This window comes from Burkholderia semiarida (assembly GCF_029268935.1).
In the GTDB taxonomy this organism is placed as follows: Bacteria; Pseudomonadota; Gammaproteobacteria; order Burkholderiales; family Burkholderiaceae; genus Burkholderia; species Burkholderia semiarida.
Genome location: NZ_JAHLCL010000010.1, coordinates 191,227 through 216,064, shown reverse-complemented (window position 1 = coordinate 216,064; position 24,838 = coordinate 191,227). Strand labels below are relative to the sequence as shown.

Annotated in this window: 19 protein-coding genes; 9 read left to right on the top strand and 10 right to left on the bottom strand. The window is 68.0% G+C overall.

Annotated elements, in window-relative coordinates; genetic code table 11:
• Positions 1 to 54 precede the first annotated feature (54 nt).
• Positions 55 to 855 (bottom strand): transporter substrate-binding domain-containing protein, encoded by an 801-nt coding sequence (locus tag KPB06_RS33880; protein ID WP_275906043.1) that lies wholly within the window; start codon positions 853 to 855, stop codon positions 55 to 57.
• Positions 856 to 1,004: 149 nt separating this feature from the next.
• Here KPB06_RS33880 and hemE point away from each other — a divergent pair, with 149 nt between their 5' ends.
• From hemE to KPB06_RS33860, 4 genes are all read left to right on the top strand, one after another.
• Positions 1,005 to 2,099 carry a uroporphyrinogen decarboxylase gene (gene hemE / locus KPB06_RS33875; RefSeq protein ID WP_059580517.1) on the top strand — a complete coding sequence of 365 codons (1,095 nt, stop codon included), beginning with the start codon at positions 1,005 to 1,007 and terminating at the stop codon, positions 2,097 to 2,099.
• A 451-nt stretch (positions 2,100 to 2,550) separates the two neighbouring features.
• Positions 2,551 to 4,812: a primosomal protein N' gene (locus KPB06_RS33870; protein WP_275906044.1), complete on the top strand. Its 2,262-nt coding sequence runs from the start codon at positions 2,551 to 2,553 to the stop codon at positions 4,810 to 4,812.
• 392 nt (positions 4,813 to 5,204) lie between these two features.
• Complete coding sequence (gene putA, locus KPB06_RS33865) at positions 5,205 to 9,137, top strand: trifunctional transcriptional regulator/proline dehydrogenase/L-glutamate gamma-semialdehyde dehydrogenase (protein WP_060310235.1); 3,933 nt, start codon at positions 5,205 to 5,207, stop codon at positions 9,135 to 9,137.
• Between the two features lie 84 nt (positions 9,138 to 9,221).
• A complete protein-coding gene (locus KPB06_RS33860) occupies positions 9,222 to 10,361 on the top strand; it encodes a branched-chain amino acid ABC transporter substrate-binding protein (protein ID WP_059580526.1) in 1,140 nt (379 codons plus the stop codon).
• A gap of 208 nt (positions 10,362 to 10,569) precedes the next feature.
• Here KPB06_RS33860 and KPB06_RS33855 read toward each other — a convergent pair whose 3' ends face one another.
• The 7 genes from KPB06_RS33855 to KPB06_RS33825 all read right to left on the bottom strand — a co-directional run bounded on the left by KPB06_RS33855 (position 10,570) and on the right by KPB06_RS33825 (position 16,667).
• On the bottom strand, positions 10,570 to 10,980 hold the full coding sequence (locus KPB06_RS33855; protein WP_089464429.1) for an OmpA family protein: 411 nt from the start codon (positions 10,978 to 10,980) through the stop codon (positions 10,570 to 10,572).
• Positions 10,973 to 11,641 (bottom strand): M35 family metalloendopeptidase, encoded by a 669-nt coding sequence (locus KPB06_RS33850; RefSeq protein ID WP_089464430.1) that lies wholly within the window; start codon positions 11,639 to 11,641, stop codon positions 10,973 to 10,975. Before KPB06_RS33850 ends, KPB06_RS33855 begins: the two co-directional genes overlap by 8 nt.
• Before the next feature lie 4 nt (positions 11,642 to 11,645).
• Complete coding sequence (locus KPB06_RS33845; protein WP_089464431.1) at positions 11,646 to 12,191, bottom strand: PAAR domain-containing protein; 546 nt, start codon at positions 12,189 to 12,191, stop codon at positions 11,646 to 11,648.
• A 10-nt stretch (positions 12,192 to 12,201) separates the two neighbouring features.
• Positions 12,202 to 12,861: a PAAR domain-containing protein gene (locus tag KPB06_RS33840; protein ID WP_089464432.1), complete on the bottom strand. Its 660-nt coding sequence runs from the start codon at positions 12,859 to 12,861 to the stop codon at positions 12,202 to 12,204.
• Positions 12,862 to 13,031: 170 nt separating this feature from the next.
• Positions 13,032 to 14,540 carry a class I adenylate-forming enzyme family protein gene (locus KPB06_RS33835; protein ID WP_089464433.1) on the bottom strand — a complete coding sequence of 503 codons (1,509 nt, stop codon included), beginning with the start codon at positions 14,538 to 14,540 and terminating at the stop codon, positions 13,032 to 13,034.
• A gap of 50 nt (positions 14,541 to 14,590) precedes the next feature.
• Positions 14,591 to 16,243 carry an acyl-CoA dehydrogenase family protein gene (locus KPB06_RS33830; protein WP_099315920.1) on the bottom strand — a complete coding sequence of 551 codons (1,653 nt, stop codon included), beginning with the start codon at positions 16,241 to 16,243 and terminating at the stop codon, positions 14,591 to 14,593.
• Positions 16,188 to 16,667 carry a hypothetical protein gene (locus KPB06_RS33825; protein ID WP_275906045.1) on the bottom strand — a complete coding sequence of 160 codons (480 nt, stop codon included), beginning with the start codon at positions 16,665 to 16,667 and terminating at the stop codon, positions 16,188 to 16,190. The genes KPB06_RS33830 and KPB06_RS33825 overlap by 56 nt, the downstream gene beginning before the upstream one ends.
• A 118-nt stretch (positions 16,668 to 16,785) precedes the next feature.
• Between KPB06_RS33825 and KPB06_RS33820 the strand changes: the two genes are divergently transcribed.
• From KPB06_RS33820 to KPB06_RS33805, 4 genes are all read left to right on the top strand, one after another.
• The gene (locus tag KPB06_RS33820) at positions 16,786 to 17,454 is read left to right on the top strand and encodes a TetR/AcrR family transcriptional regulator (protein ID WP_275906046.1); all 669 of its coding nucleotides are present in this window, start codon (positions 16,786 to 16,788) and stop codon (positions 17,452 to 17,454) included.
• A gap of 208 nt (positions 17,455 to 17,662) precedes the next feature.
• Complete coding sequence (locus KPB06_RS33815; protein WP_059580538.1) at positions 17,663 to 18,817, top strand: pyridoxal phosphate-dependent aminotransferase; 1,155 nt, start codon at positions 17,663 to 17,665, stop codon at positions 18,815 to 18,817.
• 48 nt (positions 18,818 to 18,865) lie between these two features.
• Positions 18,866 to 19,654 (top strand): ABC transporter substrate-binding protein, encoded by a 789-nt coding sequence (locus tag KPB06_RS33810; RefSeq protein ID WP_124863079.1) that lies wholly within the window; start codon positions 18,866 to 18,868, stop codon positions 19,652 to 19,654.
• Between the two features lie 14 nt (positions 19,655 to 19,668).
• Positions 19,669 to 21,099 carry an FAD-binding oxidoreductase gene (locus KPB06_RS33805; RefSeq protein WP_275906047.1) on the top strand — a complete coding sequence of 477 codons (1,431 nt, stop codon included), beginning with the start codon at positions 19,669 to 19,671 and terminating at the stop codon, positions 21,097 to 21,099.
• 49 nt (positions 21,100 to 21,148) lie between these two features.
• Here the strand turns inward: KPB06_RS33805 and KPB06_RS33800 are convergent, their stop codons facing one another.
• Entirely contained in the window at positions 21,149 to 21,721 is a 573-nt protein-coding gene (locus KPB06_RS33800; RefSeq protein ID WP_059580544.1) for a PadR family transcriptional regulator, read from the bottom strand.
• 68 nt (positions 21,722 to 21,789) lie between these two features.
• Positions 21,790 to 22,221 carry a Cd(II)/Pb(II)-responsive transcriptional regulator gene (cadR, locus tag KPB06_RS33795; RefSeq protein ID WP_059580548.1) on the bottom strand — a complete coding sequence of 144 codons (432 nt, stop codon included), beginning with the start codon at positions 22,219 to 22,221 and terminating at the stop codon, positions 21,790 to 21,792.
• A gap of 81 nt (positions 22,222 to 22,302) precedes the next feature.
• Here cadR and KPB06_RS33790 point away from each other — a divergent pair, with 81 nt between their 5' ends.
• Positions 22,303 to 24,837, top strand: coding sequence for a heavy metal translocating P-type ATPase (locus KPB06_RS33790; protein WP_275920599.1), 2,535 nt, complete (start codon positions 22,303 to 22,305; stop codon positions 24,835 to 24,837).
• Position 24,838: the final 1 nt, after the last annotated feature.

Sequence of the window (24,838 nt, the reverse complement as noted above, 5' to 3'; positions counted from 1 at the left end):
ACTTGGCGGCCGCAGCGGGCGGTGCCCGTCATCGGCCGCCGCTTGCACGCGCGCTTACTTCAGCCACTTGTCCGACAGCGCCTGATATTCACCGGTGGACAGCGCGAGATGCAGCCACTGGTCGACGTATTGCTGGAACACGACGTCGCCGCGCGGCACCATGTACGCCTTCTCGCCGAACTGGAACGGCTTGTCCGGATGCACCGAGCAGAGGCCCGGATTCAGCTTTTGCTGCAGCAGCGTCTCCGACGCATCCGTCACCATCACGTCGGCCTTGCCCGCGAGGATCTGCTTGAAGATCGTCACGTTGTCCGGATAGACGGTCAGGTTCGCGTGCGTGAAGAACTGCTTCGCGAAGCGCTCGTTGGTGCCGCCCGGATTCACGATTACGCGCGTCTCGGGCAGGTCGATCTGCGCGACGCTCTGGTACTTGTCGGCATCCGCGCAGCGCACGATCGGCGTCTTGCCGTCGACCACGTACGGCTGCGTGAAGAACACGCGCTTCTGGCGCTCGAGCGTGGTCGACACGCCGCCCACCGCGATGTCGCACTTCGCGACGAAGTCTTGGGTGAGATTCGGCCAGCTCGTCTTCACGTAATCGGCCTTCACGCCGAGCGATTTCGCGAGCGATTCGGCCATGTCGATGTCGATGCCCTCGAAGCGGCCGTCCGCGCGGTAGTACGAATACGGCTTGTAGTCGCCCGTTGTGCACACGCGCAGCGTGCCGCGCGCCAGCACCTCGTCGAGCCGCGAGCCGGTGCCCGGCGCGCTCGTGGCGGCGCCGGCGGCAGTTTGCGCGTGTGCGGCGGTGCAGCACAGCAACGCGGCCGCGGCCAGCGTGGCGAATGTCTTCATCGGTCTCCTCCTTCGTTCGGTTCGATATGAGCGTCCGATCATAACGGAGCCATCGCGCGCGTCATATGGCCGCCATTGCATCGGCCTGCGCGGTCCGACCGCGGCTGTCCGGTAAAATGCCGCTTTGCCTTCGCATCGTCGCTCCTACCGTGGCCCATAACCTGCTCAACGACACCTTCCTGCGTGCGCTTCTGCGCGAGCCGACCGACTACACGCCGATCTGGCTGATGCGCCAGGCCGGCCGCTACCTGCCTGAATACAACGCGACGCGCGCGCGTGCCGGCAGCTTTCTCGGGCTGGCCAAAAACCCCGACTACGCGACCGAGGTGACGCTGCAGCCGCTCGAGCGCTTCCCGCTCGACGCCGCGATCCTGTTCTCGGACATCCTGACGATTCCCGACGCGATGGGCCTCGGCCTCGACTTCCAGGCCGGCGAAGGACCGAAGTTCGCGCATCCGGTGCGCACCGAGGCCGACGTCGCGAAGCTCGCGGTGCCGGACATCGACGAGACGCTCGGCTACGTGACGGGCGCCGTGCGCGAGATCCGCCGCGCGCTCACCGACGGCCAGGGCCGCCAGCGCGTGCCGCTGATCGGCTTCTCGGGCAGCCCGTGGACGCTCGCGTGCTACATGGTCGAAGGCGGCGGCTCGGACGATTTCCGCACGGTGAAGTCGATGGCGTATTCGCGCCCCGACCTGATGCACCGAATCCTCGACGTGAACGCGCAGGCGGTGGCCGCGTACCTGAACGCACAGATCGAAGCGGGCGCGCAGGCCGTGATGATCTTCGATACGTGGGGCGGCGCGCTGGCCGACGGCGCGTACCAGCGCTTCTCGCTCGACTATATCCGCCGCGTGGTGTCGCAGCTCAAGCGCGAGCACGATGGCGAGCGCGTGCCGGTGATCACGTTCACGAAGGGCGGCGGGTTGTGGCTCGAGGAGATCGCGGCGACCGGCGTCGACGCGGTCGGGCTCGACTGGACGGTCAACCTCGGTGCCGCGCGCGAGCGCGTCGCGGGACGCGTGGCGCTGCAGGGCAACCTCGACCCGACGATCCTGTTTGCGCCGCCGGCCGCGGTGCGCGAACAGGCGCGCGCGGTGCTCGACAGCTACGGCAACCATCCGGGCCACGTGTTCAACCTGGGGCACGGCATCTCGCAATTCACGTCGCCCGATCACGTCGCCGAACTCGTCGACGAAGTGCATACCCACAGCCGCGCGATCCGTAGCCGAGCGGCGGGCTGAACGCAAGCGCCGTCATGCTGCATTGCGGGATGGCGGTGTTTCGTTTTTGAAACTAAACAGGACGCAACCCCGCTCCCGTTGCCGATTCGATGCTTGTCAAGACTTGACTTATACACATTTTCCACGTTGCAGCGCGGTAGAGCCCCGTATCGGTCAATTTGTCTCGCTATGGTTGGGTAATTTGAATAGCAGCCTTATGGAATAAGGCTTCGCGGGACACGGCCGGAAGCGGCGGAAAACAGCGAAAAGCACGGCCCTGCGCGCGTTGCGGCTGTTGAGCGGCGAGTTCTCAACAAAGTTATCCACAGGCTGGGCAGGGTATACGGCGATTCCTAATGCGAATCCAAAACTTAGCGCCGAATCTGAAGTTTTACTTTAAGTTCGCCGTCGCGATGCGGGCGCGGGTGCACGTCGTCCGTCCCCTGCGTGTCGCCGCTGCGGGAGCGTGTCGATGAGCGGCACCTACCTGCGCGTGGCGCTCGACCATCCGCTCGCCACCCTGTTCGACTACCGCTGCGACGTGCAGCCCGCGCCCGTGCCCGGCACGCTGGTGCAGGTGCCGTTCGGCAAGCGGCAGGCCGTCGGGCTCGTCTGCGAAGTCACCACTCACACCGATGTGCCGCCATCGCGGCTGCGCGCGGTCGATGCGATCTGTGCCGACCTGCCGCCGCTGTCGGCGGACTGGCTCGCGCTCGTGTCGTTCGCCGCCGATTACTATCAGCGCGGGCGTGGCGAGGTCGCGTTGCCGGCGCTGCCGCAGGCGCTGCGCGACGCCGGGCGCTGGGGGCGGCTGCTCGCGCCGGAAGTGCGCTACCGGCCGACCGAAGCCGGCCGCGCGGCGCTGCCCGACGCGTTGCCCGCGCGCGGCGCCGCGCTGCGCCGGCTCGCGCAGGCGCTCGTCGACGCCGGCTCGCTGACGCTGCCCGACGCGCGCGCGCTGCATCCGAAGGCGGCCGCGACGCTCGACGACTGGGCGGCGCGCGGCTGGGTCGACGTCGAGGAGATCGGCTGGGCCGATGCGCCTGTGGTCAACCCTGTGGATAACCTGTCGACAAGCAGTGGACGGGCTGTGCCGCCGGCGTTGACGGACCAGCAGGCCGAGACGCTCGACGCGATCCGCGCGGCGCAGGGCTTCGCGCCGTTCCTGCTGCACGGCGTGACGGGCAGCGGCAAGACCGAGGTCTACCTGCACGCGCTCGCGTCGCTGCTCGACGCGCGGCCGGATGCGCAGGCGCTCGTGCTCGTGCCCGAAATCAACCTGACGCCGCAATTCGAGGCCGCGTTTCGCGCGCGCTTCGCGGGCGCGCTCGCCGACGACGCAATCGTCACGCTGCACAGCGGGCTCGCCGAAGGCGAGCGGGCGCGCAACTGGCTCGCCGCGCACACGGGCCGCGCGCGGATCGTGCTCGGCACGCGCCTCGCGGTGCTCGCGTCGATGCCGACGCTCGCGCTGATCGTCGTCGACGAGGAACACGAGCCCGCGTACAAGCAGCAGGAAGGGCTGCGCTATTCGGCGCGCGACCTGGCCGTGTGGCGCGCGAAGCACCTCGGCATCACCGTCGTGCTCGGCTCGGCCACGCCGTCGCTCGAAAGCTGGTGGCAGGCCGAGCAGGGGCGCTACACGCGGCTCACGCTGTCGCGCCGCGCGGTGGCCGACGCGACGCTGCCGACCGTGCGGCTGATCGATCTCGAAGAGGAGCGGCGGCGCGGGCGTGCGTCGATGGGCGGGCTGTCGGGGCCGCTCGTCGCGGCGCTGAAGGCGCGGCTCGAACGCGGCGAACAGAGCCTCGTGTTCCTGAACCGGCGCGGTTACGCGCCGCAGCTCGCGTGCGACGCATGCGGCTGGGTGGCCGGCTGCCCGCGCTGCAGCGCGTACGTCGTGCTGCACAAGCCCGAGCACGCGCTGCGCTGCCATCACTGCGGCTGGGAAGCGCGCATTCCGCGGTCGTGCCCCGAGTGCGGGAACGTCGACATCGCGCCGCTCGGGCGCGGCACGCAGCGCATCGAGGAGACGCTCGCCGAAGCCGTGCCGGGCGCGCGGATCCTGCGGATCGACGCGGACAGCACGCGCCGCAAGGGCAGCGCGCAGGCGCTCTTTTCCGACGTGCACGCGGGCGAGGTCGACATCCTGGTCGGCACGCAGATGATCGCGAAGGGGCACGACTTCCAGCGCGTGTCGCTCGTCGGCGTGCTCAACGCCGATACCGCGCTGTTCTCGCACGACTTCCGCGCGAGCGAGCGGCTGTTCGCGCAACTGATGCAGGTGAGCGGCCGCGCGGGGCGCGCCGGGCTGCCGGGCGAAGTGATGGTGCAGACGCGCTACCCGCGTCACGCGCTGTACCACGCGCTCGGGCGGCAGGACTACGTGGGCTTCGCGAATTCGACGCTCGGCGAGCGCCGCGACGCGCACCTGCCGCCGTTCGTCTACCAGGCGCTGCTGCGCGCCGAAGGGCGCACGCTCGATGCGGCGCTCGCGTTCCTGCTGCAGGCCGCGGCTGCGTTGCCGGGGCTGCCGGGCGCGGATCGCGTGACCGTGTACGACGCGGTGCCGATGACGATCGTGAAGGTCGCGAACGTCCATCGCGCGCAGCTGCTGCTCGAAAGCGCGTCGCGGGCGGCGCTGCAGCATGCGCTGCGCGCCTGGCAGCCGGAACTGCGCGCGCTGAAGGGTGTGCTGCGGTGGAGCGTCGAGGTCGATCCGCTGGATATCTGAGCGACGCGCCGCGCGACCATCGCGCGACGCGGTGTCCGATACCCCAAGCGTGGGCCGCGCGGCGCCGCCCCGAACGTCTCCAGCGCGTGCCCAACGCGTGCCCAACGCGGGCGCCACGGCACGTCACCTCATCCAGTGCAACCTGCTTTCGGCCGCTTTCGCGCATGCCGAAGGTTGCACACGCGTGCCGAACCGGCCCGATCAGGGAAAATACCGATCCCCGGACCACGGGCAACCCCTAGGTTGCAACCGCATAAGTGGCTGATTATATTGACTAACTTATGGGTGCAACCCATCTCTTTATTTGGTTGCACCTTTTTATTGCGTGCCGTAGGATTTCGCGCATCCTCTTACACCACACTGCCGGGCTCGCACCGGCGCACGAACCCACCATGGCAAGCACGACTCTCGGCGTCAAGGTCGACGACCTTCTTCGCTCGCGCCTCAAGGACGCCGCCGCGCGTCTCGAGCGCACTCCCCACTGGCTGATCAAGCAGGCGATCTTCGCGTATCTGGAGCGGATCGAGCACGGCCAGTTGCCGCCCGAGCTGTCGGGCCACAGCGGCGTGACGGAGCTCGCCGACGGTCAGTCCGCGGACGGCGACGACGACAATTCGCCGCATCCGTTCCTCGAGTTCGCGCAGAACGTGCAGCCGCAATCGGTGCTGCGCGCGGCGATCACGGCCGCGTACCGCCGCCCGGAACCGGAGTGCGTGCCGTTCCTGCTCGGCCAGGCGCGCTTGCCCGCGAACCTGCAGGCGGACGTGCAGACGCTCGCGACGAAGCTGGTCGAGGCGCTGCGCGAGAAAAGCTCGGGCGGCGGCGTCGAAGGGCTGATCCACGAGTTCTCGCTGTCGAGCCAGGAAGGCGTCGCGCTGATGTGCCTCGCCGAAGCGCTGCTGCGCATTCCCGATCGCGCGACGCGCGACGCGCTGATCCGCGACAAGATCAGCAAGGGCGACTGGCGCTCGCACGTCGGCCACGCGCCGTCGCTGTTCGTGAACGCGGCCACCTGGGGGCTGATGATCACCGGCAAGCTCGTGACGACCAACAGCGAAGCGGGGCTGTCGTCGGCGCTCACGCGCCTGATCGGCCGCGGCGGCGAGCCGCTGATCCGCAAGGGCGTCGACATGGCGATGCGCCTGATGGGCGAGCAGTTCGTCACCGGCGAGACGATTTCCGAAGCGCTCGCGAACAGCCGCAAGTACGAAGCGCGCGGCTTCCGCTACTCGTACGACATGCTCGGCGAAGCGGCGACGACCGAAGAGGACGCGCAGCGCTACTACGCGTCGTACGAACAGGCGATCCACGCGATCGGCAAGGCGGCCGGCGGCCGCGGCATCTACGAAGGCCCGGGCATCTCGATCAAGCTGTCGGCGCTGCACGCGCGCTACTCGCGCTCGCAGCAGGACCGCACGATGAGCGAGCTGCTGCCGCGCGTGCGCGCGCTCGCGCTGCTCGCGCGCCGCTACGACATCGGCCTGAACATCGACGCGGAAGAAGCCGACCGGCTCGAACTGTCGCTCGACCTGCTCGAGGCGCTGTGCTTCGATCCGGAGCTCGCGGGCTGGAACGGCATCGGCTTCGTCGTGCAGGGCTACCAGAAGCGCTGCCCGTTCGTGATCGACTACCTGATCGATCTCGCGCGCCGCAGCCGCCACCGCCTGATGATCCGCCTCGTGAAGGGCGCGTACTGGGATACCGAAATCAAGCGCGCGCAGGTCGACGGCCTCGAAGGCTATCCGGTCTATACGCGCAAGATTTACACCGACGTGTCGTACCTCGCGTGCGCGAAGAAGCTGCTCGCGGCGCCCGACGCGGTCTACCCGCAGTTCGCGACGCACAACGCGTACACGCTGGCCGCGATCTATCACCTGGCCGGCCAGAACTACTACCCGGGCCAGTACGAATTCCAGTGCCTGCACGGGATGGGCGAGCCGCTGTACGAGGAAGTCACGGGCCGCGACAAGCTGAACCGCCCGTGCCGCGTGTACGCGCCGGTCGGCACGCACGAGACGCTGCTCGCGTACCTGGTGCGCCGCCTGCTGGAAAACGGCGCGAACACGTCGTTCGTGAACCGCATCGCCGATAAAACGGTGTCGGTGAAGGAACTGGTCGCCGACCCGGTCGATGAAGCGTCGAAGGTCGTGCCGCTCGGCGCGCCTCACGCGAAGATCCCGCTGCCGCGCAACCTGTACGGCGACGAGCGTCCCAATTCGATGGGCCTCGACCTGTCGAACGAACACCGTCTCGCGTCGCTGTCGTCCGCGCTGCTCGCGAGCGCGCATCACCCGTGGCGCGCGGCGCCGATGCTCGCCGACGACGCGCTCGCCGACGCACCGGCGCGCGACGTGCGCAACCCGGCCGACCAGCGCGACGTGGTCGGTACGGTCAGCGAAGCGACGGCCGAACACGTGAGCGCGGCGCTCGCGCACGCGGTGGCCGCCGCGCCGATCTGGCAGGCGACGCCGGTCGATGCGCGCGCCGATTGCCTGGTGCGCGCGGCCGACCTGCTCGAAGCGCAGATGCACACGCTGATGGGCCTGATCGTGCGCGAAGCCGGCAAGTCGTTGCCGAACGCGATCGCCGAGATCCGCGAAGCGGTCGACTTCCTGCGCTACTACGCGGCGCAGATCCGCGGCGAATTCTCGAACGACACGCACCGTCCGCTCGGCCCCGTGGTCTGCATCAGCCCGTGGAACTTCCCGCTCGCGATCTTCATGGGCCAGGTGGCCGCGGCGCTCGCCGCCGGCAACACGGTGCTCGCGAAGCCGGCCGAACAGACGCCGCTGATCGCCGCGCAGGCCGTGCGGCTGCTGCGCGAGGCCGGCGTGCCGGCCGGCGCGGTGCAACTGCTGCCGGGCACCGGCGAGACCGTCGGCGCGGCGCTGGTCGCCGATCCGCGCACGCGGGCGGTGATGTTCACGGGCTCGACCGAAGTCGCGCGCCTGATCAACAAGACGCTCGCCGCGCGCCTCGACCCGGACGGCAAGCCGATTCCGCTGATCGCGGAGACGGGCGGTCAGAACGCGATGATCGTCGACTCGTCGGCGCTCGCGGAGCAGGTCGTCGCGGACGTGATGCAGTCGTCGTTCGACTCGGCCGGTCAACGGTGTTCGGCGCTGCGCGTTCTGTGTCTGCAGGACGACGTCGCGGACCGCACGCTGACGATGCTCAAGGGCGCGATGCACGAGCTGTCGCTCGGCAACCCCGACCGCCTGTCGACCGACGTCGGCCCGGTGATCGACGCCGAAGCGAAGCAGACGATCGACGCGCACGTCGCGGCGATGAAGGACAAGGGCCACGCGGTCACGCAACTGCCGATGCCGGACGCGTGCGCGCACGGCACCTTCGTGCCGCCGACGCTGATCGAGATCGGCAGCATCGACGAGCTCAAGCGTGAAGTGTTCGGCCCCGTGCTGCACGTGGTGCGCTACCGCCGCAGCCAGCTCGACAAGTTGCTCGAGCAGATCCGCGCGACGGGCTACGGGCTGACGCTCGGCATCCACACGCGGATCGACGAGACGATCGCGCACGTGATCTCGAATGCGCACGTGGGCAACATCTACGTGAACCGCAACGTGATCGGCGCGGTGGTCGGCGTGCAGCCGTTCGGCGGCGAAGGGCTGTCGGGCACGGGCCCGAAGGCCGGCGGCGCGCTGTACCTGCAGCGCCTGCTCGCGACGCGTCCGTCGGGCCTGCCGCGCTCGCTCGCGCAGTCGCTGGTGGCGGACGGCGCGACCGAAAGCGATGCGCGCGGCAACCCGGCGGCGGCGCTCGCGACGCTGCGCGACTGGCTGATCGAGCAGCGCGAGCCGGCGCTGGCCGCACGCTGCGACGGCTACCTCGCGCAGGTTCCGGCCGGCGCGACCGCCGTGCTGAGCGGGCCGACGGGCGAGCGAAACACGTATACACTCGGCCCGCGCGGCACGGTGCTGTGTGTCGCGGCGACGCCGGGCGGCGCGCGTGCGCAGTTCGCGGCGGTGCTGGCGACGGGCAACCGCGCGCTGTTCGCCGGCGCGGCGGGCGAGGCGCTGGCGGCCGCGCTGCCGGCGTCGCTGAAGGCGCACGCGGCCGTGCGCAAGCAGGCCGACGCGCCGTTCGACGCGGTGCTGTTCGAGGGCGACAGCGACGAGCTGCAGACGCTCGTGAAGGACGTCGCGCAGCGGCCGGGCCCGATCGTGTCGGTGCAGGGCGTGTCGGCGGGCGCGTTCGAGAACGGCGATGCGGAAGACTACGCGCTCGAACGGCTCCTGACGGAGCGCTCGGTGAGCGTGAATACGGCCGCGGCGGGCGGCAATGCGAATTTGATGACGATCGGCTGATCATCCTTGCCGTTCGGATCAAACAAAGGAAGCGGCAAGGCGATCCCGAAGCTGCTTCATTTACCCTGGTACCAAGGAGATGCTATGCAACACACGATGAAAAAGGTGGCAGGCGCGACGTTCGTCGCGGTCATGTCGCTGGCGGGGACGGCCCATGCGGATGACGTGAAGATCGGTTACGCAGGGCCGATGACGGGCGCGCAGGCGCACTACGGCAAGGATATGCAGAACGGGATCGTGCTCGCGCTGGAAGACTTCAACGCGACGAACCCGAAGATCGGCGGCAAGCCGGTGAAGTTCGTGCTGAGCACGCAGGACGATCAGGCTGACCCGCGCACGGGCACGACGGTCGCGCAGAAGCTGGTCGACGACGGCATCAAGGGCATGCTCGGCCACTTCAACTCGGGCACGACGATTCCCGCCTCGCGCATCTACGCGAACGCGGGCATTCCGGAAATCGCGATGGCGACGGCGCCGGAATACACGCAGCAAGGCTACAAGACGACCTTCCGCATGATGACGTCCGACACGCAGCAGGGCTCGGTGGCCGGCGCGTTCGCATCGAAGGATCTCGGCATGAAGAAGATCGCGATCGTCGACGATCGCACGGCCTACGGCCAGGGTCTCGCCGACCAGTTCGAGAAGGCCGCGAAAGCCGGCGGCGCGACGATCGTCGACCGTGAATTCACGAACGACAAGGCCGTCGACTTCAAGGCGATTCTGACGAAGCTGAAGGCGGCGAAGCCGGACCTCGTCTACTACGGCGGCGCGGATTCGCAGGCAGCGCCGATGGTCAAGCAGATGAAGGCGCTCGGCATCACCGCTCCGCTGATGAGCGGCGAAATGGTGAAGACGCCGACGTTCCTGAAGATCGCGGGCAACGCGGCCGAAGGCACGATCGCGTCGCTGGCCGGCCTGCCGCTGGAAGAAATGCCGGGCGGCAAGGCTTACGCCGACAAGTACAAGAAGCGTTTCGGCGAAGACGTGCAGACGTACTCGCCGTACGCGTACGACGGCGCGATGGCGATGCTGAACGCGATGAAGAAGGCCGATTCGACCGATCCGGCGAAGTACCTGCCGGTGCTCGCGAAGACCGACATGGCCGGCGTCACGTCGACGCACGTCGCGTACGACGCGAAGGGCGACCTGAAGAACGGCGGCATCACGATGTACAAGGTCGAGAAGGGTGAGTGGAAGCCGCTGAAGAGCATCGGCGGGAAGTAAGCAGTTCGATGTGATGCGACGCGCGGGCGGCGTTGCAACGCGTCGTCCCGTGCCTCATGCGAAAAAGCCACCGGGCCGTTGGGTCCGGTGGCTTTTTCTTTGGTGGCCCACGGCCGGCAGGGCATAGGGATCTTGCAGGCCGCGGTGCAGCAGGATCGCCGCATGCGTACGTCCATACCGCGTCGCCGTGATCGGCGGCATTGTGACGCTACTTGCCGTCGCAGCACTTGTTAGGGCAATCGGGCAGGAAGGAAATTTCCACACGCCGCCCATTGTCCACGTCGCGCTGCGAATAGACGCTGGTACTCTTGTTGATGGTCCCGCGTAAAAAACCGAGTTGCTCCAACAGCGCATACGCGGTTTGCAATCTCGATTGCGCAAGGGCCAGTGCTGCCGGTTCACTTTCCTCGGCATGGCCGCTGATCAGTGTCGTTTCCTTGGTTAGGTGATTTGCATAATTGAGTTTTTGATCGGCTACCCATTTTGCAATGCGAACGATCTCCGAATTCGATATGTACGAGCTGTCTCTCGAAAAATAGATGTCGAAGTTCTCGCTGGCGATGCATGCGAATGCCGGATTGGAGGTGAGAAGGCTTAGACAGACAATAAACTTAAGCATTGTAAATGACGTACCCTGCAATGCTGTCGGCATTGTTGATTGCTTGATTCGGATTTTCGGCTCCAAACGTCAGACACTCCTCCATGAAATATCTGTGATCCTTGGTTCCCATTGTGTCGTTGAAATGACTAACCTCATGAATCAGAGTGGAAACTACGGAATCTTTTTCCCATGAGAAATCTCGCATTGTACAAAAGTCGGGATGTATTGCAATCGTATGAGTTGCGGTATCCGGCGAACACACTGAGGCCGCGACTCCTGATTTGTTCGGATTTGGAACGCACCCAATATGTTTGAATCGCTCGCTATCCCATCGCGTGAAATTGTATCCTGTGAGTGTCTTTAGTACGCGGACGATTGCGTTCAGGCCTATTAATAGGGTTGCGCGGGTACCTTCGTCAGTTCTACCGAACCACTGTAATACGCGTGCCTTGTCAGCGTTGGACCAACGTTGCAAATCCTTGATTCTTTTTTCGACGAGAGAAACGGCCCGATCGCGTTTACTCAATACCATTTCCCGAAATTCCTTGTTTGTCATGTTATGACATATTTTTTCGGTATTGATCGTTACTTCCACCATCGACCCAGGATTGGTATTGGTGACTGCACCTGAGTGCACGAGGAACCATTCTCCGCCGTCATTCATATCGAAATTCTTCATTGCCTCAATGTTCCGTTGTATAGATTTTCAGAGTTGCCGAGGCATCGGTGGCGATTCGATGCGTTTGCCCGGCCGCGTCCGTGGTGCCCGTGAAAATCTGCCCGGTGTCGGTAACGATTCGGTAGCGGATGCTCGCGAGCGGGCGGCGGTAGCCATCGAGCAAGGTGAATTGCTCGTCGTGTACGACAGCCGACCGAGCAAATGACCGCTTGGTTGCATCCGGTTGGCGCCCAGTCAGCGTCGCTGCCTCTCCCGCAGTAAAAGTCATCCGCATGCCGCGCTCAGCGTAGAAGACCGGCGGTGGGTTGCATCCGCAGACATTGATATCGCCGCTCAATGCCCACTGTTTGCCGTTTGGGCCGGTACCGGGCCGACGCGGCCCTTGCGGTGCGATGTACCCTTCACGCTTGCAGGCCGAACAGTAGGTCTTCATATCGAGCGTGGCGATATGAACCCTCGGCGGCGGATTGGAACAAGTCACGGTGTCGAGGCCTTCGACAATCACCGCCTCCCCGGCGCGGTCGCCTTTAGCAAGAAAGTAGCGGATCATCGGCGCTACCTCAGCGGGGCATAGATGAGCAGGTGACGACGCTGAATACAACGGACGACGCTACGCCTTGTCGCTCGGGACTATCGGTGATCGTGTCGCCGTTATCGAGTTCGCTGCCAACGAATGCGAGCGGCGCGAAGCCGGGCCCGTCGGCCAGACCCAGACCGGTCGTGACGCGCGCGGTTGAACCGTCCGGATAGTGGATCAGGTCGCCCACCGTGGCAGCTTTGCCCAAGTGCGGCGCTACTTCCCATGTGCTGGACGGCTCGCGCAATGCACCGCCGCGCGCTGTTGTCGCGCCACGTACCGCCAGTCTGTAGGTGGGCGGCGCGGGTGGAGGCACATAGGTCGGATCGAACAGGCCCGCAACGCTTTGCCCATCCCGCACGTGAATGCCCCATGAGGTGCGCAGCGTTTCGGTAATGCGGTCACCGTTGCTCAACCGGCTGCCGACCAGCGCGAACGGCTTGCCTCCGCTATGGTTGTTTCCCGCGCCGTCGATAATCGAGGCTTCGCTGCCGTCGTCATAGGCCACTACGTCGCCGACGCAGGCGACTTCCAATCCAGCCAGGGTCAGGCCACTGGTTGCGGTGGTGATGCGTCCACCGCGTTCCGTGAGTGCGCCAACGGTGGCGAAAAGATGGGTCGGTGCTTTGGGTTCGTTTTTCATCCGGCTTCCCTGTCTCAGTAAATGGAATGGCTGCCTATAGACGCTATTCCAGATAAGAAACGTCGATCAATCGGACGAATATGATTCAGAGCTGTTAACTTCTATTACTTGTTCCGTTCGGCCTGTTGCATTGACCGCGCGCGCGAATGCGCTAGCTCAATCGCGGATGCTCAGTCCCTGCGCCCGCGCAGCAAGAACTTCTGCAACTTGCCCGTCGGCGTGCGCGGCAGCGCCTGCACGAACGCGAACTCGCGCGGAATCTTGTACGCCGCGAGCCGCTCGCCGCAGAACGTGCGCAGCGCATCCGCATCGGGCGCTGCGTTCGCCCGCATCACCACATGCGCGACGACCGTCTCGCCCCAGTCCGGATGCGGAACGCCGACGACGGCCGCTTCAACGATGTCCGGATGCGCGCCGAGCACGTCCTCCACTTCCTTCGAATAGACGTTCTCGCCGCCGGTGACGATCATGTCCTTCAGCCGGTCGACGATGAACAGATAGCGATCCTGATCGATCCGCGCGATGTCGCCGGTGCGATACCAGCCGCCCGGCGCGAATGCGGCGTGCGTGGCGGCCGCGTCGTCGAGATAGCCGAGCATCATGCTGTCGGCCTTCAACCAGATCTCGCCGGTCTCGCCCGGCCGCGCATCGACGCCGTCCATCCGCACCACCCTCAGGTCGACGCCCGGGCCGCCGTGGCGGCCTATCGAGCCGGCCTTCGCGATCTGCTCGTCCGGATACAGCGTCGTGCCGGCGGGCCCCGCTTCCGTCATTCCGTACACCTGAAAGAACGCGTGACTGCGATACGCACGGGCAAGCCGTTCGGCCTGCGCGGCGCCGATCGGACCGCCGCCGTACAGCCACGCGCGCACGCTCGACAGGTCGAACGCCGCGAAGCCGTCGATCGTGTCGAGCGGCAGCGTATACGACACCGGCGCGCCGAAATACAGCGTCACGCGCTCGCGCTCGACGGTCTGCAGGAAGCGCAGCGGATGGTATTCGCGCAGCAGCACGACGGTGCCGCCCGCATACAGCGTGCCGCCGAACCAGTTGTTCAGCGGCGACGAATGCCAGATCGGCATCGCCATCAACGTGCGTTCGTCACGGCCGATGCCGGTCGCGAGCGCCGCCTGCATCGCCGCGAGCGTCACCGTGCGATGACTGTGCACGCAACCCTTCGGGCGGCCAGTCGTGCCGGACGTGTAGAGGATCTGCGCGATGTCGCCGTCGGCCGGCTCGATGCCCGCGAGGCCGTCCATCGTCGCGCACATCGTGTCGAAGTTCGGCACGCCGTCGAGCTCGCCCTCGGTCACGAGCCGCCGCGCCGGATGCACGACGCGCTCGACCACCGGCGCGAGCGCCACGTCGAACAGCAGCGCGGTGCTGCGGCTGTGTTCGAGCACGTAGTCGACTTCCGGCGCCTGCAGCTTGTGGTTGATCGGCACGAACGCCGCGCCGAGCCGCCATGCGCCGAACATCAGGTCGACGAAGGCCGGCGTGTTGAAGCACATCGCGGCGACGCGGTCGCCGGCCGCGACGCCGAGCGCGCTCAGCACGGCCGCCGCGCGGTGCGAACGCTCGCGCGCGGCCGCATACGTGATCGTCGCGGATTCGCTGACGAGGAACGGTTTGTCGGGCGTCGCACGGGCGGCGCGGTCGAGGGCGGCGACGAGATTCATCGAGGCTCCGGGCGGGCGAACGAACGCGAATTCGGGTGAACGGGCCGGCGTCAGGCCGGGTACGCGCGCTGCAGCAGCGCGGCGACGTCGGTCGCATGCGGATCGAAGCCGCCCGCGATGCGGCCCCAGTCGGGCGCGGCGAGCCGCGTCGCGACGAACGCGTCGGCGACGGCCGCCGGCGCATCGCGGCGCAGCAGGCACGCCTGCGCGACGAGCGCGAGCCGTTGCGCGAACACGCGGCCCGACGCTTCGAGCATGTCGGCCGGGGCGGCGAGCATCGCGCGCAGCGCGTCGAGCGCCGCGCGAATGCGCGGTTCGCCCGCACCCAGGTCGGCCAGTTCGTCGAACAGCGCCGCGGCCGCGTCGGGCTCGCGCGACACCGCGCGCAGCACGTCGACGCACATCACGTTGCCCGAGCCTTCCCAGATCGAGTTGACGGGCGCCTCGCGGAAGAGGCGCGCGATCGGGCCGTCGTCGACGTAGCCGTTGCCGCCGAACACTTCCATCACCTCGCCGGTCAGCTCGACCGCGCGCTTGCAGACCCAGAATTTCGCGGCGGGCGTGACGATCCGTTTCCATGCGCGTTCGCGCGGCGAGTCGTCGCGCTCGAACGCGTCGGCGAGCCGCATCGCGAGCGACAGTGCCGCCTCGCTTTCGAGCGCGAGATCGGCGAGCACGGTGCGCATCAGCGGCTGCTCGGCGAGCGCGCGGCCGAATGCATGACGCTGGCGCGTGTACGCGATCGCCTGCACGACGCCCTGGCGCAGCATCGCCGCGCTGCCGAGCACGCAGTTCAGCCGCGTGTACGTCGCCATCTCGATGATGGTCGGAATGCCGCGGCCTTCGTCGCCGAGCATGATTCCCCACGCGTCGTTCAGCTCGATCTCGCTGCTCGAGTTGCTGCGGTTGCCGACCTTGTTCTTCAGCCGCTGGATCTCGACCGCGTTCTTCGTGCCGTCCGGCCGCCAGCGCGGCACGTAGAAGCACGACGGGCCGCCGGCTTCGGTGCGCGCGACGACGAGGTGCGCGTCGCACATCGGCGCGGAGAAGAACCACTTGTGGCCGCGCAGCCGGTATTCGCCGCCGCGCCCACCCGCGCCGACCGGCGTGGCGAGCGTCGTGTTCGCGCGCACGTCGGAGCCGCCCTGCTTCTCGGTCATGCCCATGCCGAACCAGATCGCGCGCTTGGCGGCGATCGGCACGTCGCGCGGATCGTAGTCGTCGCTGTAGAGCTTGTCGCGCAGCAGGTCCCACAGCGCGGGTTCCTTTTGCAGCACGGGGATCGCGGCCTGCGTCATCGTCGCCGGGCACAGCGTGCCGGCCTCGATCTGGCCGTGCAGATAGAAGCCGGCGGCCGTCGCGGCCCAGCGGCCGCGGCGCGACTCGCGGAACGCGAGCGACACGAAGCCTTCGTGGCGGTACTGGCCGAGCAGCGCGTGCCAGGCGGGGTGGAAGTCGACGCGATCGATGCGCCGGCCGCGCCGGTCGAACGCGTTCAACTCCGGTGTGTGCCGGTTCGCTTCGTCGGCGAGTTGCGCGGTGTCGGCGCTGCCGAGCCGCGCGCCGTACGCGTCGAGCTGCGGCACGGCCCAGTCGGCGCCGGCCCGGACGAGCGCGTCGCGCAGCGCGAGATCCGTCGCGAAGAGGTTATAGTCGACGAGTTCGTCGAACTGGTTCGTGACGGCGTGAGTCGGGTCGGTCATCGCGGTTGTCTCCGGTCTCGTGCTTCGCGGTCAGCCGGCGTCGTGCCGCGCAAGGCGCTTCGGCGCGGGTTCCGGCTGCCGGTAAAACGTGTTCCCTGCTGAATTCAGAGTAGCAAATATGCCGCCGCGACATGTTCAGGTTCCGGCCGAGCAGCGCGTGCCAGGCGGGGTGGAAGTCGACGCGATCGATGCGCCGGCCGCGCCGGTCGAACGCGTTCAGCTCCGGTGTGTGCCGGTTCGCTTCGTCGGCGAGTTGCGCGGTGTCGGCGCTGCCGAGCCGCGCGCCGTACGCGTCGAGCTGCGGCACGGCCCACTCGGCGCCGGCCCGGACGAGCGCGTCGCGCAGCGCGAGATCCGTCGCGAAGAGGTTATAGTCGACGAGTTCGTCGAACTGGTTCGTGACGGCGTGAGTCGGGTCGGTCATCGCGATTGTCTCCGGTCTCGTGCTTCGCGGTCAGCCGGCGTCGTGCCGCGCAAGGCGCTTCGGCGCGGGTTCCGGCTGCCGGTAAAACATGTTCCCTGCTGAATTCAGAGTAGCAAATATGCCGCCGCGACATGTTCAGGTTCCGGCGCCGCCCGGCTCGCCGGCGGCGCAACCCGCGCCCGCGTTGCGCCGCCGGCCGCGCCAGTCGCGCGCGCAGGCGAGCTCCGACGCGCTGCAACAGGCGTTCGTTCAGCTTTTGCTCGAACGCGGCTACGCGAAGGCGACGATCCGCGAGATCGCGGCCGTCGCGGGCGTCAGCATCGGCACCTTCTACGAGTATTTCGGCGACAAGCAGAGCCTCGCGGCGCTCTGTATCCACCGCCGCGTGCTGGCGCTGGCCGACCGGCTGCGCGACGCGGCGCAGCGGCTGCGCGGCGCGCCGCGGGCGGCGCTCGCCGCCGCGCTGGTCGACCTCCAGGTCGATGCGGTCGCCGCCGACGCGGCGCTCTGGGGTGCGCTGTTCGCGCTGGAGCGGCAGGTGTCGCCGCTGGCCGCGTATCGCCGGCATTACGACGCCTATGTCGCGCTGTGGCGCGATGCGCTCGCGCACGCGGCCGATCCGCCGCCGGCCGAACGGCTCGACGGGATCGCGCGGATGGCCCAGACGATCTGCTACGGCGGGCTGTCGCAGGCGCTGCTGACGCTCGGGCCCGCGCTCGATTTCGCCGCGCAACGCCGCGAACTGCGGGCCGTGCTGCTCGCGTATTTCGCGGCGGCCGACGCCTAGCCTTTCGTAGAGGAAATGCCGGATTTGCATGTCGGCCCGTCGAGCCGGCCTTGCCGTTGCGTGCTTTTCCCGGCGAGCCATGAGAAAAATGCATGGCCGCCATGACGAACTTTCGATTGTCCGCCGATATTGGCTCGGGCTAAATCATGCGGCAGATGCGGTGCCGCGCATGGCGCCGCCCGCCCGACGGACATCAGGAGGAGGAGTCATGCGAAGCGCCACCGCGCCCCGTTCGAAACTGCCCGACGTCGGGACGACGATCTTCACGGTGATCGGCCAACTGGCTGCTCAACACGACGCGTTGAACCTGTCGCAGGGCGCGCCGAATTTCGCGCCCGATCCGGCGCTCGTCGAAGGCGTCGCGCGCGCGATGCGCGACGGTCACAACCAGTACGCGCCGATGGCCGGCGTGATCGCGCTGCGCGAGCGGCTCGCCGAGAAGACCGAGGCGCTGTACGGCGCGCGCTACGACCCGGCGACCGAGATCACGGTGATCGCGAGCGCGAGCGAAGGGCTCTATGCGGCGATCAGCGCGCTCGTGCATCCGGGCGACGAGGTGATCTATTTCGAGCCGTCGTTCGACAGCTATGCGCCGATCGTGCGGCTGCAGGGCGCGACGCCGGTCGCGATCAAGCTGTCGCCCGAGCATTTCCGCGTGAACTGGGACGAGGTGGCCGCGGCCATCACGCCGCGCACGCGGATGATCATCGTCAACACGCCGCACAACCCGACCGCGACCGTGTTCTCCGCCGACGATCTGGAGCGGCTCGCGCAGCTCACGCGCGACACGGGCATCGTGGTGCTGTCCGACGAAGTCTACGAACACGTCGTGTTCGACGGCGCGCGGCACCAGAGCGTCGCGCGCCACCGCGAGCTGGCCGAGCGCAGCGTGATCGTGTCGTCGTTCGGCAAGTCGTTCCACGTGACCGGCTGGCGGGTCGGCCATTGCCTCGCGCCGGCCGAGCTGATGGACGAGATCCGCAAGGTGCACCAGTTCATGGTGTTCTCGGCCGATACGCCGATGCAGATCGCGTTCGCGGAGATCCTCGCGCGGCCGGACAGCTATCTCGGCCTGTCGGCGTTCTACCAGGCCAAGCGCGACCTGCTCGCGCGCGAGCTGGCCGAGTCGCGTTTCGAGCTGCTGCCGAGCGAAGGCTCGTTCTTCATGCTCGCGCGCTTTCGCCACTTCTCGGACGAAAGCGACAGCGACTTCGTGCTGCGCCTGATCCGCGACGCGCGGGTCGCGACGATTCCGCTGTCGGCGTTCTATACCGACGGCACCGACGCCGGCGTGATCCGGCTCAGTTTTTCGAAGGACGACGCGACGCTGGTCGAAGGCGCGCGGCGGCTGCGTTCGCTGTAGGACAACCGGCGGCGGAGACGTCGCATCGACCCGACTCAGGAGATCACAATGAAGCACACGGCTATCCTCAAACTCGCGTTCGCACTCGCGTGCGCAAGCGGCGCCGGCGCGGCGCTCGCCGATGCGCCGACGCTGCGCTTCGGCCTCGAAGCGCAATACCCGCCGTTCGAATCGAAAGCGCCGAACGGCGACCTGCAGGGCTTCGACATCGACGTCGGCAATGCCGTCTGCCAGACGGCGAAGCTGTCGTGCAAATGGGTCGAGACTTCGTTCGACGGGCTGATTCCGGCGCTCAAGGGCCGCAAGTTCGACGCGATCAACTCGGCGATGAACGCGACCGAGCAGCGGCGCCAGGCGATCGACTTCACGACGATCATCTATCGCGTGCCGACCCAGTTGATCGCGCGCACCGGCAGCGGCCTGCTGCCGACGCCGGAATCGCTGAAGGGCAAGCGCGTGGGCGTGCTGCAGGCGTCGATCCAGGAGACCTTCGCGAAGGCGCACTGGGAGCCGGCCGGCGTCGCGGTCGTCGCGTACCAGGACCAGAACCAGGCGTATGCGGACCTGGTCGCGGGCCGCCTCGACGCGACGCTCGTGCTCGCGCCGTCCGGCCAGCGCGGCTTCCTGTCGCGCCCGGACGGCAAGGGCTTCTCGTTCGTCGGCCAGCCGGTGCACGACGACAAGATCCTCGGCAGCGGCATCGCGTTCGGCCTGCGCAAGGGCGACGACGCGCTGAAGGCGAAGCTCGACGCGGCGATCGACAAGCTGAAGGCTGACGGCACGGTGAAGTCGCTCGGCCTGAAGTATTTCGGCGATATCGACATCTCGACGAAGTGAGCGGGCCGCGCACGATGCCGATCCCGAACCCGGGCGCCACGGGCAGCGAACCGGGCGGCAGGCCGCCGCCGGACGAGGCCGTCGATGCCGTGCTCGCCGCCGAACTGGGCGACGCGCTCGTCACGCGCGCGGCCGATATCGATCCGCGCTACTTCACCGCGTACAACGAGCCGGCCGGCGTGCGGCCGCGTGCGCTGGTGCGCCCGCGCAGCGTCGACGACGTGTCGCGCGCGCTCGCGCTGTGCACGCGGCTCGGCCAGCCGGTCGTGCCGCAAGGCGGACTGACGGGGCTCGCGCGCGGCGCGGTCGCGCTGGGCGGCGAGGTCGTGCTGTCGATGGAGCGCTTCGCGGGCATCGACGCGCTCGACGCGGCGGCCGGCACGATCACCGTGCGCGCGGGCACGCCGCTGCAGACGGTGCAGGAAGCCGCGCACGCGGCGGGTTTCACGTTCGGCGTCGATCTCGGCGCGCGCGGCTCGTGCCAGATCGGCGGCATGCTCGCGACCAATGCGGGCGGCACGCGCGCGATCCGCTACGGGATGATGCGCGAGCAGGTGCTCGGGCTCGAGGCCGTGCTCGCGGACGGCACGGTCGTGTCGTCGATGAACCGGATGCTGAAGAACAACGCGGGCTACGACCTGAAGCAGCTCTTCATAGGCAGCGAAGGGACGCTCGGCGTCGTCACGCGCGCGGTGCTGCGGCTGCATCCGTTGCTCGCGGCGCCGGCCACGGCGCTCTGTCGCGTGCGCGACTACGAGGCGGTGGTCGCGCTGTGGAATCGTGTCCGCACGCTGCCGGAAGTCGTCAGCTTCGAGGCGATGTGGCCGGCGTTCTACGACTACGTCGCACGCCATACGCCCGGTGTGTCGGCGCCGTTCGTCGGCGCTGGCGGCTTCGTGGTGTTGATCGAATGCGCGACGAGCGCGCCGGGCGGCGATGCGCACGAGGCGCTCGAAACCGAGCTGGGTGCGGGGTTCGATGCGGGGCTCGTCGACGATGCGGTGCTCGCGACTTCCGAGCGGCAGGCGCGGGACTTGTGGACGCTGCGCGAAGGCCTCGCGATCGATGCGCTGCCCAATCTCGTCAACTTCGACGTGAGCTTGCCGACGGGCGAACTCGGCGCGTTCGCCGAACGCTGCGAGGCGGCGTTGCGGGCGCGCTGGCCGGCGCTCACGTGCCTGTTCTTCGGCCATGTCGGCGACGGCAACGTGCATATCGGCGTGTCGCTGACCGACATGACCGACGCGGACGCCGACGCGCTCGATCACTGCGTGTATGCGGCGGTGCGCGACATGGGCGGCTCCGTGTCGGCCGAGCACGGGATCGGCGCGCTCAAGCGTCCTTATCTCGCGCACACGCGCAGCGACGCGGAAATCGGGCTGATGCGGCGCCTGAAGGCCGCGCTCGACCCGCGCGGCATCCTGAATCCCGGCAAGGTGCTGTGACGCGGCCAGCGCCCGTCGCCCGCCGGCGGAAAACGGCCGGCGCGACGCGTCAGCCGTCCACCCAGCGCAGCGCGCCGATCTTCAGGTGTTCGACGACGCTGCGCGCCCAGTCGAGCTCCGCATTGAGCAGCACGAGCGCATGTTCGTTCTGCAGCAGGAACAGGCGCGGCACCTGGTCGGCCTGCGCGGTGGCGCGCAGCGCTTCCAGCCGCTCGCGCTCGGCGTCGAGACGCGCGATACGCAGCTCGAGCTGGTGGCGCGCATCCTCGGCATCGAGCAGCGGCAGGAATGCGAGACCGGCGCCGAATGCCGGAAATTCACGGGCGGGCTCCGCGAGCAGCGCATGCAGCCACGCCTGCCCCGCCGTGTGCCCGGCTTCGGTCAGCGCATACACGGTGCGCTCCGGAAACGCGCCGTCGCGCTCGGTGTCGTGCACGGCGATCAGCCCGTCGCGCAGCAGGCGGTCGATCGTCTGGTAGAGGCTCGTGCGCTGCCGCACGTTGACGACTTCGTCGTACCCGCGGGCCTTCAGTTGCTGCAGCATCCCGTACGGATGCATCGGCGCTTCGGTGAGCGTCGCGAGGACGGCCAGCGCGAGTGGGGACGGGCGGCTCGTGGACATGAATAGTTAAAGTATGTCTAGTAATAATATAACTATTCTCGATTAGACTATCTGGTTTGACAAGGGTTTCAGCCGAGGTGCGAGCGCTTTGCGGCTGGCGCGACGGTTTCCATCGTCGCGAGACCGTGCACGATGCCGCAATCCTCGACCGAATGCTCGCCCACGCACTGGCGGCGCAATTCGGTGAGCTGGTTGCGCAGATGCGTGAGTTCGGCGAGGCGCGCATCGACGTGTCCGATGTGATCGTCGAGCAGCGAATTGATCGAATCGCAGCGGTCGGCCGGCGTATCGGTGAGCCGCAGCAATGCGCGGATTTCGTCGTGCGCCATGTCGAGCGCGCGGCAGTTGCGGATGAAGCGCAGCCGCTCGACGTGCACGTCGGTGTAGTTGCGGTAGTTCGAATCGGTGCGCTCCGCGTCCGGCATCAGACCCTCTTTCTCGTAGAAACGGATCGTCTCGGGCGTGCAGCGGGCCGCTTTGGCCAGTTCGCCAATCTTCATGCCTTTCTCCCGTGCAAGGGTTGACCTTGTAGTGGCTTCAGGGTGTTAACTCTACACCGTCAAGCCACAAAGGAGGTTGTCATGACCGACGCCAAGCGCACCCCCGACCCACGACACCGTCATGCCGGCGGCGCCGATGCGTGCTGCGCCGATGCGCGCGACCCGCAGACGGCGGCCGTGGCCGATGCGGTGCCGGCGGCTGGCGAGTGCGCGCACGGCCACGGGCACGATCACGCCGCACACGGCGACGCGGGTCATGACCACGATCACGACGACGCGCGTGACGATACGCATCAGCATGGCGCCACGTGTTCGCACGACCACCCCGCGCATGACCATGTCGGCGACGACCACGACCACGACCACGACCACGACCACGACCACGACCACGACCACGACCACGCGGCCGGCGACTGCTGCGCGCCGGCCGCGCTGACGCTCGCGCCGCTGCCGGTCGCGCAGGCGACCGCGTCGGGCCACGTGCGCTCCGCGTTCCGGATCATGCAGATGGACTGCCCGACCGAGGAAACGCTGATCCGCAAGAAGCTCGGCGGGATGAGCGAAGTGTCGGCGCTCGAATTCAACCTGATGCAGCGGATGCTGACCGTCGAGCACGTGCCCGGCGCGCAGCCGGCGATCGAAGGCGCGATCCGCACGCTCGGGATGACGCCGGAGGCCGCGACGGCCGATGCACCGTCGGCGCCCACCGCGCCGCCGCCCGCGAAGCCGTGGTGGCCGCTGGCGCTCGCCGGCGTCGCCGCGATCGCGTCCGAAGGCGCGACCTGGGCCGGGCTGCCGGTGTGGCTGTCGGCGGCGCTCGCACTCGCCGCGGTGCTCGCGTGCGGGCTCACCACGTACAAGAAGGGCTGGATCGCGATCCGCAACGGCAACCTGAACATCAACGCGCTGATGAGCATCGCGGTGACGGGCGCGATGGCGATCGGCCAGTGGCCGGAAGCCGCGATGGTGATGGTGTTGTTTACGATCGCGGAATTGATCGAGGCGAAGTCGCTCGACCGCGCGCGCAATGCGATCCAGGGGCTGATGCAGCTCGCGCCGGACACCGCGACCGTGCAGCAGGCCGACGGCTCGTGGCGCACGATCGAGGCCGCGCAGGTCGCGCTCGGCGCCGTCGTGCGCGTGAAGCCGGGCGAGCGGATCGGGCTGGACGGCGAAGTCGTTGCCGGCCGTTCGACGGTCAACCAGGCGCCGATCACCGGCGAGAGCCTGCCCGTCGAAAAGGCGAGCGGCGATGCCGTGTACGCGGGCACGATCAACGAATCCGGTTCGTTCGAATACCGCGTGACGGCCGTCGCGGCCCACTCGACGCTCGCGCGGATCATCCACGCGGTCGAGGAAGCGCAGGGCGCGAAGGCGCCGACGCAGCGCTTCGTCGACCAGTTCGCGCGCGTCTACACGCCGATCGTGTTCGCGGTCGCGCTGCTGGTCGCGGTGGCGCCGCCGCTTGTGATGGGCGGCGCGTGGCACGACTGGATCTACCGCGCGCTGGTGCTGCTCGTGATCGCGTGCCCGTGCGCGCTGGTGATCTCGACGCCGGTGACGATCGTGTCGGGGCTCGCGGCCGCGGCGCGGCGCGGAATTCTCGTGAAGGGCGGCGTCTATCTGGAGGAAGGGCGCAAGCTCGCGTGGCTCGCGCTCGACAAGACCGGCACGATCACGCACGGCAAGCCGGTGCAGACCGACTTCGACGTGCATGCGGACGATGCCGATGCGGCGCGCGTGCGGCACCTCGGCGCGAGCCTCGCGGCGCGCTCCGATCACCCGGTGTCGCAGGCGATTGCCGCCGCGGCGCGCGACGCCGGCACGACGGCATTCGCCGACGTGCAGGACTTCGAAGCGATCGTCGGGCGCGGCGTGCGCGGCACGATCGACGGCGCGCGCTACTGGCTCGGCAACCACCGCCTCGTCGAGGAACTCGAGCGCTGCTCGGCGGCGCTCGAGACGAAGCTCGACGCGCTGGAGCGGCAGGGCAAGAGCGTCGTCGTGCTGGTCGACGAAACGCGCGTGCTCGGTATCTTCGCGGTGGCCGACACGATCAAGGACACGAGCCGCGCCGCGATCGCCGATCTGCATGCGCTCGGCATCCGCACCGCGATGCTGACGGGCGACAACCCGCACACCGCGCAGGCGATCGCCAAGCAAGCGGGCATCGACGACGCGCGCGGCAACCAGTTGCCGGAAGACAAGCTCGCGGCGGTCGAGGAACTGTCCGCGGGCGGCGCGGGCGCGGTCGGGATGGTCGGCGACGGGATCAACGATGCGCCGGCGCTCGCGCGCGCCGACATCGGCTTCGCGATGGGCGCGATGGGCACCGACACGGCGATCGAGACGGCCGACGTCGCGCTGATGGACGACGACCTGCGCAAGATTCCCGCGTTCGTGCGGCTGTCGCGCGCGACGCACCGCGTGCTGGTACAGAACATCGGCTTCGCGCTCGGCGTGAAGGTCGTGTTTCTCGGGCTCACCGTCGCGGGGCTCGGCACGATGTGGATGGCGGTCTTCGCCGACGCGGGCGCGAGCCTGATCGTCGTGGCCAACGGCTTGCGGCTGCTGTCGTCCTCCGGGGCGTTCGGCGGCGCACCGGCCAAGCGTTGAG

Excerpts from the sequence above, each read along its gene's own strand:
- KPB06_RS33880 (WP_275906043.1), bottom strand. The coding sequence starts at position 855 with ATGAAGACATTCGCCACGCTGGCCGCGGCCGCGTTGCTGTGCTGCACC.
- KPB06_RS33870 (WP_275906044.1), top strand. The coding sequence starts at position 2,551 with ATGAGCGGCACCTACCTGCGCGTGGCGCTCGACCATCCGCTCGCCACC.
- putA (WP_060310235.1), top strand. The coding sequence starts at position 5,205 with ATGGCAAGCACGACTCTCGGCGTCAAGGTCGACGACCTTCTTCGCTCG.
- KPB06_RS33860 (WP_059580526.1), top strand. The coding sequence starts at position 9,222 with ATGCAACACACGATGAAAAAGGTGGCAGGCGCGACGTTCGTCGCGGTC.
- KPB06_RS33855 (WP_089464429.1), bottom strand. The coding sequence starts at position 10,980 with ATGCTTAAGTTTATTGTCTGTCTAAGCCTTCTCACCTCCAATCCGGCA.
- KPB06_RS33850 (WP_089464430.1), bottom strand. The coding sequence starts at position 11,641 with ATGAAGAATTTCGATATGAATGACGGCGGAGAATGGTTCCTCGTGCAC.
- KPB06_RS33845 (WP_089464431.1), bottom strand. The coding sequence starts at position 12,191 with ATGATCCGCTACTTTCTTGCTAAAGGCGACCGCGCCGGGGAGGCGGTG.
- KPB06_RS33840 (WP_089464432.1), bottom strand. The coding sequence starts at position 12,861 with ATGAAAAACGAACCCAAAGCACCGACCCATCTTTTCGCCACCGTTGGC.
- KPB06_RS33835 (WP_089464433.1), bottom strand. The coding sequence starts at position 14,540 with ATGAATCTCGTCGCCGCCCTCGACCGCGCCGCCCGTGCGACGCCCGAC.
- KPB06_RS33830 (WP_099315920.1), bottom strand. The coding sequence starts at position 16,243 with ATGACCGACCCGACTCACGCCGTCACGAACCAGTTCGACGAACTCGTC.
- KPB06_RS33825 (WP_275906045.1), bottom strand. The coding sequence starts at position 16,667 with ATGACCGACCCGACTCACGCCGTCACGAACCAGTTCGACGAACTCGTC.
- KPB06_RS33820 (WP_275906046.1), top strand. The coding sequence starts at position 16,786 with ATGCCGCCGCGACATGTTCAGGTTCCGGCGCCGCCCGGCTCGCCGGCG.
- KPB06_RS33815 (WP_059580538.1), top strand. The coding sequence starts at position 17,663 with ATGCGAAGCGCCACCGCGCCCCGTTCGAAACTGCCCGACGTCGGGACG.
- KPB06_RS33810 (WP_124863079.1), top strand. The coding sequence starts at position 18,866 with ATGAAGCACACGGCTATCCTCAAACTCGCGTTCGCACTCGCGTGCGCA.
- KPB06_RS33805 (WP_275906047.1), top strand. The coding sequence starts at position 19,669 with ATGCCGATCCCGAACCCGGGCGCCACGGGCAGCGAACCGGGCGGCAGG.
- KPB06_RS33800 (WP_059580544.1), bottom strand. The coding sequence starts at position 21,721 with ATGTCCACGAGCCGCCCGTCCCCACTCGCGCTGGCCGTCCTCGCGACG.
- cadR (WP_059580548.1), bottom strand. The coding sequence starts at position 22,221 with ATGAAGATTGGCGAACTGGCCAAAGCGGCCCGCTGCACGCCCGAGACG.
- KPB06_RS33790 (WP_275920599.1), top strand. The coding sequence starts at position 22,303 with ATGACCGACGCCAAGCGCACCCCCGACCCACGACACCGTCATGCCGGC.